This is a genomic window from Novosphingobium decolorationis (assembly GCF_018417475.1).
Classification (GTDB): Bacteria; Pseudomonadota; Alphaproteobacteria; order Sphingomonadales; family Sphingomonadaceae; genus Novosphingobium; species Novosphingobium decolorationis.
Genome location: NZ_CP054856.1, coordinates 2,890,800 through 2,902,814, shown reverse-complemented (window position 1 = coordinate 2,902,814; position 12,015 = coordinate 2,890,800). Strand labels below are relative to the sequence as shown.

The 12,015-nt window shown below is 65.0% G+C and carries 7 protein-coding genes, 2 tRNA genes and 1 rRNA gene; 4 read left to right on the top strand and 6 right to left on the bottom strand.

Features of this window, described 5'->3' with window-relative positions:
- Nucleotides 1-33 precede the first annotated feature (33 nt).
- The 3 genes from HT578_RS13600 to HT578_RS13590 all read right to left on the bottom strand — a co-directional run bounded on the left by HT578_RS13600 (nucleotide 34) and on the right by HT578_RS13590 (nucleotide 1,968).
- Nucleotides 34-109: transfer RNA gene (locus tag HT578_RS13600), tRNA-Ala, on the bottom strand.
- Nucleotides 110-230: 121 nt separating this feature from the next.
- A tRNA-Ile gene (locus HT578_RS13595) sits at nucleotides 231-307 on the bottom strand.
- Between the two features lie 176 nt (nucleotides 308-483).
- Nucleotides 484-1,968: ribosomal RNA gene (locus tag HT578_RS13590) — 16S ribosomal RNA — on the bottom strand.
- A 720-nt stretch (nucleotides 1,969-2,688) separates the two neighbouring features.
- Between HT578_RS13590 and HT578_RS13585 the strand changes: the two genes are divergently transcribed.
- The 3 genes from HT578_RS13585 to HT578_RS13575 are packed head-to-tail and all read left to right on the top strand — an operon-like array spanning nucleotide 2,689 to nucleotide 5,326.
- Nucleotides 2,689-3,381, top strand: a complete 693-nt coding sequence (locus HT578_RS13585; RefSeq protein ID WP_213500053.1) for a DUF969 domain-containing protein — start codon at nucleotides 2,689-2,691, stop codon at nucleotides 3,379-3,381.
- Nucleotides 3,378-4,331: a DUF979 domain-containing protein gene (locus HT578_RS13580; RefSeq protein WP_039389708.1), complete on the top strand. Its 954-nt coding sequence runs from the start codon at nucleotides 3,378-3,380 to the stop codon at nucleotides 4,329-4,331. The genes HT578_RS13585 and HT578_RS13580 overlap by 4 nt, the downstream gene beginning before the upstream one ends.
- Nucleotides 4,328-5,326: a DUF2891 domain-containing protein gene (locus tag HT578_RS13575; protein ID WP_213500051.1), complete on the top strand. Its 999-nt coding sequence runs from the start codon at nucleotides 4,328-4,330 to the stop codon at nucleotides 5,324-5,326. The genes HT578_RS13580 and HT578_RS13575 overlap by 4 nt, the downstream gene beginning before the upstream one ends.
- Here the strand turns inward: HT578_RS13575 and HT578_RS13570 are convergent, their stop codons facing one another.
- Genes HT578_RS13570 through HT578_RS13560 form a run of 3 tightly spaced genes read right to left on the bottom strand, consistent with a single transcriptional unit; the run spans nucleotide 5,327 to nucleotide 11,190 of the window.
- A complete protein-coding gene (locus HT578_RS13570; RefSeq protein WP_213500049.1) occupies nucleotides 5,327-6,799 on the bottom strand; it encodes an efflux transporter outer membrane subunit in 1,473 nt (490 codons plus the stop codon).
- Nucleotides 6,792-10,016 (bottom strand): multidrug efflux RND transporter permease subunit, encoded by a 3,225-nt coding sequence (locus HT578_RS13565; protein ID WP_213500047.1) that lies wholly within the window; start codon nucleotides 10,014-10,016, stop codon nucleotides 6,792-6,794. Before HT578_RS13565 ends, HT578_RS13570 begins: the two co-directional genes overlap by 8 nt.
- A gap of 4 nt (nucleotides 10,017-10,020) precedes the next feature.
- Complete coding sequence (locus tag HT578_RS13560; protein ID WP_213500045.1) at nucleotides 10,021-11,190, bottom strand: efflux RND transporter periplasmic adaptor subunit; 1,170 nt, start codon at nucleotides 11,188-11,190, stop codon at nucleotides 10,021-10,023.
- 135 nt (nucleotides 11,191-11,325) lie between these two features.
- Between HT578_RS13560 and HT578_RS13555 the strand changes: the two genes are divergently transcribed.
- A complete protein-coding gene (locus tag HT578_RS13555) occupies nucleotides 11,326-11,928 on the top strand; it encodes a TetR/AcrR family transcriptional regulator (protein ID WP_213500043.1) in 603 nt (200 codons plus the stop codon).
- The last annotated feature ends 87 nt before the right edge of the window (nucleotides 11,929-12,015 follow it).

Sequence of the window (12,015 nt, the reverse complement as noted above, 5' to 3'; positions counted from 1 at the left end):
CTTCATCGCTGGAGTACTGTTCGTGTGTACGGCTGGTGGAGCCTATCGGGATCGAACCGATGACCTGATGCTTGCAAAGCAACCGCTCTCCCAGCTGAGCTAAGGCCCCGTATTTGCCAGCCTCAAGCGCCGGCGTCGACATGCGTCGACTTGGCTATCCTCGCATAAGCTCGGACGGCCGTTCGGCCTTGCGAACCTGACGGTTCGGTTAGCTTGCCCTGCACGGCACGTGGTGGGCCTGAGTGGATTCGAACCACTGACCTCACCCTTATCAGGGGTGCGCTCTAACCAACTGAGCTACAGGCCCACGTGCCTGCCATCGCTGACCCTGTGGGCCGCGGGCGGCGTGAGCCAGCTCAGGCGTACAACGCTCATCTGAGCGTTATCTCCAGTGATGAAGGGACATGAGGACGACGGCATGTTCTTTGGAAGAAGCGAAGCTCTTCCCGGCTCAAGGCCAGGCGCTTTCGTTTCAATCCTTAGAAAGGAGGTGATCCAGCCGCAGGTTCCCCTACGGCTACCTTGTTACGACTTCACCCCAGTCGCTGATCCCACCGTGGTTAGCTGCCTCCTTGCGGTTAGCACACTACCTTCGGGTGAAACCAACTCCCATGGTGTGACGGGCGGTGTGTACAAGGCCTGGGAACGTATTCACCGCGGCATGCTGATCCGCGATTACTAGCGATTCCGCCTTCATGCTCTCGAGTTGCAGAGAACAATCCGAACTGAGACGGCTTTTGGAGATTAGCTTGTGCTCGCGCACTTGCTGCCCACTGTCACCGCCATTGTAGCACGTGTGTAGCCCAGCGTGTAAGGGCCATGAGGACTTGACGTCATCCCCACCTTCCTCCGGCTTATCACCGGCAGTTTCCTTAGAGTGCCCAACCAAATGCTGGCAACTAAGGATGAGGGTTGCGCTCGTTGCGGGACTTAACCCAACATCTCACGACACGAGCTGACGACAGCCATGCAGCACCTGTCACTCATCCAGCCGAACTGAAGAAATCCATCTCTGGAAATCGCGATGAGGATGTCAAACGCTGGTAAGGTTCTGCGCGTTGCTTCGAATTAAACCACATGCTCCACCGCTTGTGCAGGCCCCCGTCAATTCCTTTGAGTTTTAATCTTGCGACCGTACTCCCGAGGCGGATAACTTAATGCGTTAGCTGCGCCACCCAAATTCCAAGAACCCGGACAGCTAGTTATCATCGTTTACGGTGTGGACTACCAGGGTATCTAATCCTGTTTGCTCCCCACACTTTCGCACCTCAGCGTCAATACTTGTCCAGTCAGTCGCCTTCGCCACTGGTGTTCTTCCGAATATCTACGAATTTCACCTCTACACTCGGAATTCCACTGACCTCTCCAAGATTCTAGTCACCTAGTTTCAAAGGCAGTTCCGGAGTTGAGCTCCGGGCTTTCACCTCTGACTTGAGTAACCGCCTACGCGCGCTTTACGCCCAGTAATTCCGAACAACGCTAGCTCCCTCCGTATTACCGCGGCTGCTGGCACGGAGTTAGCCGGAGCTTATTCTCCAGGTACTGTCATTATCATCCCTGGTAAAAGAGCTTTACAACCCTAAGGCCTTCATCACTCACGCGGCATTGCTGGATCAGGCTTTCGCCCATTGTCCAATATTCCCCACTGCTGCCTCCGTGGAGTCTGGGCCGTGTCTCAGTCCCAGTGTGGCTGATCATCCTCTCAGACCAGCTAAGGATCGTCGGCTTGGTAGGCCTTTACCCCACCAACTACCTAATCCTGCGCGGGCTCATCTCTTGGCGATAAATCTTTGGACCGAAGTCATCATCCGGTATTAGCAGTAATTTCTCACTGTTATTCCGAACCAAGAGGCAGATTCCCACGTGTTACGCACCCGTGCGCCACTAACCCCGAAGGGTTCGTTCGACTTGCATGTGTTAGGCATGCCGCCAGCGTTCGTTCTGAGCCAGGATCAAACTCTCAAGTTTGTGAAACAACATTCACGGCACAAAGCCTAAGCCTTGCCAGCCGCAAACATCGAAACCTTCGGGAGCCGATACCTGCACTTGTCAAACGTATGGAAACGAAGGACATATAAGGCATCGGCTTGATTTAAACTGCACCATAGAGCCCGAAGCTCCCAAGGCGCAGGCGCCGTCGCCCACATGTCCCTTCATCTAAAAACCAACAATGTCAAAGATCCAACCACACCCGTCCGAAGACGGAAACAACCGGACAACCATCCATCCCCGCTTCCTAAGACCCGGGGAACAAGCTGTCCGTCTATCGTGGCGACCACCCCGAAGCGCCGTGTTTGGCGGCGTGCTTCGCTGCGGTGAGAGGCCCTCTAAGTGAGCCCTGCGATTCGGTCAAACCCTTTTTTCAAAAAACCTTCATGAAATCGGCATTTTTTCCAAATGACGGAAATCAGGTCATTTTTGTTCACGCAGGCACCCTGGCGGGCAACTATCGACCAGTGATGGATTGGCGCACCGGCAGGACAGGGATTTGCCATCGCGGATCCTCTTCCCGACACACGGCCAGCCCTTCCGCGATGGACCTCAGGCGACGCCCTGGCTGCACGTTCTGACCGCACGTTGGCGTCCAGCCGCTACTCAGAGGTTGGCATCTGATGGGGGCGCCCCTTAGGCTCGGGACATGACGCGGCCTGCGAACGGCGTGCCGTGCCCAAGGAGATGTGTGCAGACATGACCTACTGGCCGCTGATCGGCATCGCGCTTGTCGTCGTGGGCTTCGTGGCCCGGCTCAATCCCCTGATGGTGGTGGCCGTCTCGGCCATTGTCACCGGCCTGCTTGGCGGGCTGGAGTTCGTCCCCGTGCTTGAGGCGCTGGGCAAGGCCTTCAACGATAACCGCTATATCTCCGTCACCTGGATCATCCTTCCCGTGATCGGGCTCCTCGAACGCTACGGGCTTCAGGAGCGGGCGCGCACGCTCATCGGGCAGGTGCGCGGAGCGACCATGGGACGCCTGCTCGTCCTCTACCTCGGCTTTCGCCAGATCACCGCGGCGCTGGGCATGAAGGATATCGGTGGGCACCCGCAGACGGTGCGCCCGCTCATAGCCCCGATGGCGGAGGCCGCCGCCGAGCGCGCCCATGGGACGCTTTCCCTCACGGAGCGCGAGAAGGTCCGCGCATTGGCCGCGGCGACCGACAACATCGGACTCTTCTTCGGAGAGGACATCTTCTTCGCAATCGCCTCCATCCTCCTGATCCAGGGCGTGTTCGAGGCGCAAGGCTATCCGCTTGCCCCCTTGCAGCTTTCGGTCTGGGCAATCCCGAGCGCGGTCTGCGCCTTCCTGCTTCATGGCGCGCGGCTCCTCGCACACGACCGGCGCCTTGCCCGGCTCCCCGTTGCAGAGCCGGAGAGCGCGGCATGATCACGCTCGAATGGCTCTACGTCCTGACCGGGCTTGTCTTCAGCGCCTGGGCGCTCCTGAGCCTACGCGACCGGACCAACCCCAAGCGCTGGGGCAACGCCGCCTTCTGGGGATTGCTGGCCGGCAGCTTCTTCTTCGGCTCGCACATCTCGGATCTTGCAAACGGTATCCTGGTGCTGGTCCTCGTCGCGCTGGCCGGAACGGGACAGCTTGGCCGCAGCCATCCGGCCACGACCAATGGCACGGAGCGCACGGCACTTGCCGCGCGCCTCGGCAATAGGCTCTTCGTGCCAGCCCTGGTCATCCCGCTCACCGCCGTCGCGGGCACTCTCGTCTACACCTACACCCCGCTGGGCGAGAGCGGGCTCTTCGAAGCGCGGCGCGAGACGCTGATCCTGCTGGGGCTTGGCGTGCTCCTGGCCCTGGCGCTGGCCATGCTGTGGATGCGCGCGCCGCTCCTTGCACCGCTCGAGGAAGGGCGCCGGCTCATGGATTCCATCGGGTGGGCCGCGATCCTGCCGCAGATGCTGGCCGCGCTGGGCGCCGTCTTCGCGCTCGCGGGCGTGGGCTCCATCGTCGGGGACCTTGCAGGCACGGTCCTGCCGCGCGGCAGCCTGTTCCTCGCCGTCCTTGTCTATTGCACCGGCATGCTCCTCTTCACCGTCATCATGGGCAACGCCTTTGCCGCCTTCCCGGTGATGGCCGCCGCCATCGGCATCCCCGTGCTGGTGGAGGACTATGGCGGCAACGTCGCGCTGATCGGAGCGGTGGGCATGCTGGCGGGCTTTTGCGGCACGCTGCTCACGCCCATGGCCGCCAACTTCAACATCGTGCCCGCCGTGCTGCTCGACCTGCGCAGCCAGTACGGCGTCATCCGCGCGCAAGTGGGAACGGCGCTGCCGCTCTTTGCCTGCAATGTCCTTCTCATCTATTTCCTGGCGTTTCCATGACCCAACTCGATCCGGCCCTGGCCGCCCGCTTTGCCAACATCGCCCTTGGCCATGTCGCGCGCGAATACCCGCACAAGCTCGACCACGTGATGGAGAGCGACGCCGACGTCCTTCCCCCCCGCGTGCTGCACCCGGTCTTCTTCGGCAGTTTCGACTGGCACAGCTGCGTGCATGGCTGGTGGACGCTGCTGACCTTGCGGCGGATGTTCCCGGACATGTCCGAAAGCGCGGACATCGCCGCGCTGGCCGAAACCACGTTCCGCCCCGAAAAGCTGGACGTAGAGCTTGCCTATCTCGACCGGCCTTCCGCGCGCGGGTTTGAGCGCCCCTATGGCTGGGGCTGGCTCTTGGCGCTCCATCTGGAGGCCTCGCGCCATGAAGACCAGACCTGGGCCACACATCTGGAGCCGCTGGCCCGGCGGCTTGCCACAGCGCTGGGCGACTATCTCGGCAAGCTGACCTACCCGATCACCGTGGGCACCCATTTCAACACCGCCTTCGCGCTGATCCTCGCGCACGAATGGGCACAGGCGCACGATGCTGCGCTCGCCGAGACAATCGAAAGCTGGGCACTGCGCGTCTTTGGAGACCGCCGCGATTACGAGAGTTGGGAGCCGGGGGGCGATGAATTCCTCTCCCCGGCCCTCACCGCGGGCGTACTGATGCGGCGATGCCTGCCTGCGCGCGACTTCGCCCCGTGGTTCGCCGCCTTCCTGCCGGAGGGAGGCTGGCTCGAGCGCGATCTGCACCCGGCCACCGTCTCGGACCGCAGCGACGGCAAGATCGCGCACCTCGACGGGCTCAACCTCAGCCGCGCGTGGTGCCTGCGCGACATCACATCGGGGCTTGGCGCGTCCTCCCGCACGGTCCTGCTGGAGGAGCGGGCCAAGGCGCACCTGGACGTCGCCCTCCCCCATGTCGCGGGCGACTACATGGGCGAACACTGGCTGGCGAGCTTCGCGCTGCTGGCGCTGCGCATCGCCCCGGACAGCTGATCAGTCTTCGCCCGAGGCTGCCGCGACCTCCTCGAGGCCGCCGCCGAGCGCCGTATAGAGGTTGACCGCGTTCTGCAGTTCGGTCGCGCGCAGCGAAATCAGTGTCTGGCTCGCCGAGAACAGGCTGCGCTCGGCGTCGAGCACTTCGAGGTAGATCGCGATGCCGTTGTCGTAGCGCAGGCGCGCCGTGCGGGCGAGCCGGCGCTGCGCGGCAATGGTGCGCTGCTGGATCTCGATCTGCTCGGCGAAGCGCTCGCGCCCGACAAGCCCGTCGGCGACCTCGCGAAAGGCATTCTGCACGGCCGACTGGTAAGCCGCTTCCAGTTCGGCGGCCTGCGCCTTGCTGAGGCGCACCTCGGCCTCGCGCCGTCCCCAGTTGAAGATCGGCAGGCTGGCCGTGCCGCCATAGCTCCAGCTCTCGCTCGCGCCGTCGAAGAGCGAGCCGAGCGCGTTCGACATGAAACCCAGCGTGCCGGTCAGCGAGATCGTCGGGAAATAGGCCGCGCGCGCCGCGCCAATGTTCGCGTTGGCCCCCATCAGCGCGTGTTCGGCCTGCAGGATGTCGGGGCGCTGTTCGAGCAGGCTGGAGGGTAGTCCCGCCGTTATCGGCACGACCTGCTCGGACAGCGAGAGCCCGGCGGGCATCGGGCCGGTGATCGGCCCGCCGACCAGCACGTTCAGCAGGTTGCGCGCCTGCTCGGTGGTGCGCTGGATCTCGGCCAGTTCGGTCTCGGCCTGGGTGAGGAGGAGCACGGTCTGGTCGTAGTCGGCGGTCGAGGTGACCCCGGCCTCAAGGCGCATGTGGGCAATGCGCTCGCCCTCGCGGCGCCCTTCGAGGCTGCGGCGGGCCAGCGCGATACGCTCTTCTCCCGCGCGGATGTCGAAGTAGGTCGCGGCGACCTGCGCGATGAGCGAGAGACGGTAGGCGCGCGCGCCCTCAACCGAAGCCAGCCAGTTCTCGCGCTGCTGGCGCGTGAGGTTGCGCACCCGGCCCCACAGGTCGAGCTCGAACGAACTGACGCCCAGGTTCGCACCGAACTGGGTGAAGCGGATGGAGTCGGGCACAGGTGGGCCTCCCCCGCCGCTGCCGTCGCCCGGAATTGCCGAGCCGACCGCGCCGAGCCCCGCGATGGGGGTCTGGCTGCGTGTGCCGGTGCCTGTTGCGTCGAGTGCGGGAAGGCGGCCGGCGGCCTGGATGCGGAACTGCGCGCGGGCCTGGTCGACCCGGGCGTAGGACTGGGCCAGGTCGCGGTTGTTGGTGAGCGCCGCTGCAATCAGCGACTGGAGGCGCGGGTCGCGGAAGAACTGACGCCAGCCCAGCTCTATCGCGAGCGGGGCGTCGGCTTGCGAGGCGGCGTCCACCTCCCCGTCCCGGTAGACGGGCGAAATCGCCGCATCGGGGCGCTCGTATTCAGGGGCGAGGCTGCAGGCGCTGACCCATCCTGCCAGGAGCAGTGCGGCGCACTTACGCATGGGGGATCTCCCTCTCCGGGCCGGGGCCGTTTTCGTCTCCGTCATCCCGGTTCTGCGCGAGCCAGCGCGCGTCCTCGGCCTCAGGGTCGCGCCGTTTGCTGAGGTAGGTGCGGGTCAGATAGTAGAACACCGGCGTGAAGAAGATACCCAGTGCGGTCGCCGCGATCATCCCGCCCATGACGCCCGTGCCGACCGCCTGGCGGCTCGCCGCCCCGGCGCCCGAGGCAATCGCGAGCGGCACCATGCCCAGGATAAAGGCGAGGCTGGTCATCAGGATCGGACGCAGGCGCTGGCGCGAGGCCTCCAGCGTCGCCTCGCGCGGCGAGCTGCCCGCATCCTCGTCCTCGATGGCGAACTCGACGATCAGGATCGCGTTCTTCGCGGCCAGGCCGATGATGGTGATGAGACCAATGTTGAAATAGACGTCGGCCGAAAGCGAGCGCAGCAGCGTGAAGACCACCGCCCCCATGATCCCGAAGGGCACCACCAGCAGCACCGCGATGGGAATGCCCCAGCTGTTGTAGAGCGCGGCCAGCAGCAGGAACACGACGATGACGCTCAGGCCCAGGAGCAGGCCGATCTGCCCGCCCGCCTGGCGTTCCTCGTAGGCCGTGCCGGTCCACTCGTAGCTCATCGCGCCCGTCAGGTTGCGCGCGGCAATCTCCTCCATGATGTCGAGCGCCTCGCCCGAGGAGTGCCCCGGCGCGGCGTTGCCCGAAATGGTGAGCGAGGGGTAGCCGTTGTACCGCTCGACCTGGATCGGCCCGGACCGCCACGAACTCTTCGCAAAAGCGCTGAAGGGCACCATCTGGCCGTTCTCCCCGCGCACGCGCAGGTTCATCACATCATCGGGCGTCATGCGCGCGGGCGCATCGGCCTGGACGTAGACGCGCAGCGTGTTGCCATCGCGCGTGAAGTCGTTGGCGTAGGACGAGCCGAAGCTGATCGCCAGCATCTGGTTCACCGACTGGATCGAGAGGCCGAGCGCGCGTGCCTTGACCCGGTCGATGTCGACATAGAGTTCGGGCGCATTGCCCGGCCCATCAGGGCGCACCTGCATCAGCGCCGGGTTCTGCATCGCCTCGCCCAGGATCGCGTCGCGCGCCGCGACAAGCCCTTCCCGGTCGTTCCCCGAACGGTCCTCGACCTTGAGCGAGAAGCCCGTGGCGTTGCCCAGTTCCTGAATCGCGGGGGGGTTCAAGGCAAATACGGTCGCGTCGGTCAGCCCGCCTGCAAAGCGCTGGAACCTGCCGATGATCGCGTTGATGCTGTCCTCTTCGCCCTTGCGCTCCTCCCAGGGGTGGAGATCGACGAAGGCGAGCCCTGCGCTCTGGCTCTGGCCGAAGAAGTTGAAGCCCACCACCGAGATGATCGAGCGGACCTGGGGCTGGGCGGTGAGGTTCGCCTCGATCTGCTTCACCACCGCTTCGGTGCGCTGCATCGTCGCGCCCACGGGCGCATCGACGTTGACCATGAAGTAGCCCTGATCCTCTTCGGGCAGGAAGCCGCCGGGAAGGCGGGTAAAGAGGACACCCGTCAGCACCGCCATGACCGCGAACACCGCCATCCAGCGCATCGGCCCTGAAAGCATGGTGCCGATGGTGCGCGTGAAGCGGTCGGTGGCCGCCCCGAAGCGTTCGTTGAAGCTGCGGAAGAAGCGACGGGGCCAGCCGCGCGGGCCCGGCGGCACGGGGGCGTCCTCGTCCTGATCGTCATGCTCCTCGCGCAGGAGCGTCGCGCACAGCGCCGGGGTGAAGGTGAGCGCCAGCACCGCGGAGAACAGGATCGAGACCGCAAGCGTCACCGAGAACTGGCGGTAGATGCCGCCCGTCGAGCCCGGGAAGAAGGCCATCGGCACGAACACGGCAACAAGCACCAGCGTGATGCCGATGATCGCGCCGCGGATCTGGCCCATCGCCTTGATCGTGGCGAGACGGGGCGGAAGCTTCTCCTCGCTCATGATCCGCTCGACATTTTCGACCACGACGATGGCGTCGTCGACGAGGATGCCGATCGCCACCACCATGGCGAAAAGCGAGAGCGTGTTGATCGAGAAGTCGAAGAGGTAGAGGCCCAGACACGCGCCCAGAAGCGCGATGGGCACCACCACGGCCGGGATCAGCGTCGCGCGCCAGTTCTGCAGGAACAGGAACATGACCGCGAAGACCAGCACCATCGCCTCGACAAGGGTGTGGATCACGCTGTCGACCGAGGCGTTGATGAAGGGGGTGGAATCGAAGGCGACGTCCCAGGTAAGACTGTCGGGGAAATTGGCTTCCAGTTGGCCGAGGCGCTCGCGCACGGCCTTGGCGGTCTCCACCGCGTTGGCACCGGTCGCCAGCTGAATCGCCATGCCGGCGATCTCCTTGCCGTTGTAGCGCGCCTTGAAGCCGTAGGTCTCCGCACCCAGTTCGACCCGCGCCACATCGGAGAGGCGCACGGTCGAGCCGTCCTGGTTCGACTTGACGATGATCTGCTCGAACTGCTCGGGATCGGAAAAACGGTTCTGGGTGATGATCTTGGCCGAAAACTCGGTCTCACGCGTGACCGGCTGTTCGCCAAGGCCACCGCCCGCGGTCTGGCTGTTCTGCTCCTGCACCGCGGCGAGCACCTCGGAGGCCGAGAGGTTGTACCCGGCCAGGCGCGTCGGATCGATCCAGATGCGCATCGCGTACTGCGAGCCGAACAGCATGACATCGCCCACACCGTCCACCCGGCGCAGTTCGTTGAGGACATTGTTGTTGGTGTAGTTGCCGACCTCGAGCGCGCTCATCGACGCATCGGACGAGGACATCGCGACGACCATCAGGAAGCCCGAGGCGCGGTCGGTGATCTGGATGCCCAACTGGCGCACCTGCTCGGGCAGGCGCGGCTCGGCGCGGTTGAGCCGGTCCATCACCTCGACCCGCGCGACGTCGAGATCGGTGCCTGATTCGAAGGTCAGCGTGATCTCGCCCGTGCCGTTCGAACGGCTCGTCGAAGCCATGTAGAGGTAGTTGTCGACCCCGTTCAGCTCGCGCTCGATCACCGAGGTCACGTTCTTGTCGAGCGTCTCGGCATCGGCGCCGGTGTAGGTGTAGCTGAGGTTGAGCGAGGGCGGCGCGACGGATGGGTACTGCTCGATGGCCAGGTTGAAGAGCGCGATGATCCCGCCCAGCGCGATAAACGCGGCGATGACCCAGCCGAAGACCGGCCGGTAGACGAAGAAGCGATCCATCGCCTCAGGCGCCCCCGGCCCTGGCCGTGCCCTGGGCAGGTGCCTTGGCTTCCCCCTTGGCTTCCGTCGCCTTCTGGCCCGGACGCAGCTTGGCCCAGCCTTCGACAATCACGCGTTCGCCGGGCTTGAGCCCCTCGTTGACGATCCAGTCCTTGCCCAGCAAGGCACCCAGGCGCACCTTGCGCGCCTTGACCGAACCGTCCTCGGCCATCACCGAAACCTGCGGCTGCGAGCCCTGGAACTGGACCGCGCGCGCGGGCACCGTCATCCCGTCCTTGCGCACACCTAGCCGGATGCGCCCGCGCACGAACTGGCCGGGCGCGAGCAGGCGCTGCGGATTGGCAAAGCGCGCGCGCAGGGTCTGGCTGCCGGTCTCGGGCGAGACCACGGGGCTTGCGAAGTCGAGGTGTCCGACAGGGCCGTATTCCTCGCCGTTCTCGAGGATCAGCGAAACCTCGATGGTCTCCAGATCGGGCACGGCGAGCTCGCCGCTGCGCACCTGCGCGAAGGTGTCGAGCACCGAGGCGCTGGAGACGCTGAACTCGGCGTAGACCGGGCTGACCTGGTCGACGCGGGTCAGGAGCGTACCTTCCGCCCCGCTCACCAGCGCGCCTTCGGTCACCTCGGCGCTGCTGGCGCGGCCCGCGATGGGCGCGCGCACGGTGGTGTAGCTGAGCTGGAGCCTGGCGCGGTCGAGCGCCGCGCGCGCCTCGCTGACTTGCGCGTTGGCCTGGCGCAGGTCCGACTGCGCGGCATCGAATTCCTGCGCGCTTACCGCACGCTCGGCGATCAGCGGTTCGTAGCGCGTGACGATCGAGGCCGCGTTCTGCTGTGCGGCAATGGCGCGCTGGAGCGCCGCCTCGGCCGACTGGACCTGCGCGCGGTAGTCACGCGGATCGATCTCGAACAGCGGAGTCCCCGCCGCCACGCTCGCACCTTCCTCATAGAGACGGCGCAGCACGATACCGTCGCTGCGCGCGCGCACCTCGGCCGAGCGGACCGCCTCGATACGGCCGGGCAGTTCGATCACGTTGGGCACTTCCTGCCGGGTGACCGTGATCGTCCGGACGGGAACCGCGGGCGGCGCGCTCGGGGTCGGCTCCCCGCCACATGCCGCCACCAGGGCAAGTCCAGCCAGCGCGCCGACGCGCCATGGGCGAAGAGTTCGAAGCACGCGGTCACCGTTCCCAAAGAGGATTATTGAGGAGGTGGCTTATCGCACACGCAATAAGTGGACAAGCCCTGTCCGTTTATTCATGGAATTGCGTGCCGATACGCGCTAGAGGGCGCAAACGACAAGGAGACTTCCATGCGGGCAGATGCGCTCGAACATAGGCGGCGCCTGATCGAAGCGGCCGCGCACGTGTTTGCCAGCCAGGGCCCCGACACCCCACTCCAGGCGGTGATCGAGGAGGCCGGATGCGGACGTGGCACACTCTACCGCCACTTTGCCGACCGCGCGGAACTGATCATGGCGGTGGTCGAAGGCGAGATCGAGGACGCCTTGCAGACGATCGAGACACGCGCGGGCGACCCGGCCCTCCTCGTCGATGCCCTCACCTGCCAGAGCCGGGCCGCCTCGATCCATTTCCCGCTGCTGTGCACCGTCGATGAAGACCGCATCCAGGCCTTCGCCGAGCGGCTGCGTCCGCGCTACGAACGCATGCTCGACCTCCTCCTCGAAACCGCGCGCGGCTGCGGGCAGGTCGATGACGGCTTCACCCCGGACATGCTCTATATGGCCATCGAGATGCTGGGCGCGGCGCGCGGTTCCAAGGCCATGCCCGAGGACAAGGCCTTTGCGCTGGCCCTGCGCATCGTCCTCGACGGGGTGCGCCAGAACCCGCAAGGCGCGCACAAGAGTTTGTCCAGCTTCCTGAAACCGGGCGAATGTCGGGAAGTTGACGCTTAGGGCTTGCGTCCGGCGCCCTGAGCGGGGAAACGGGCTCTCCATCGCTGAACACCTACGCAATTGCTGCCGTTCCGGTCGGCAACAAGG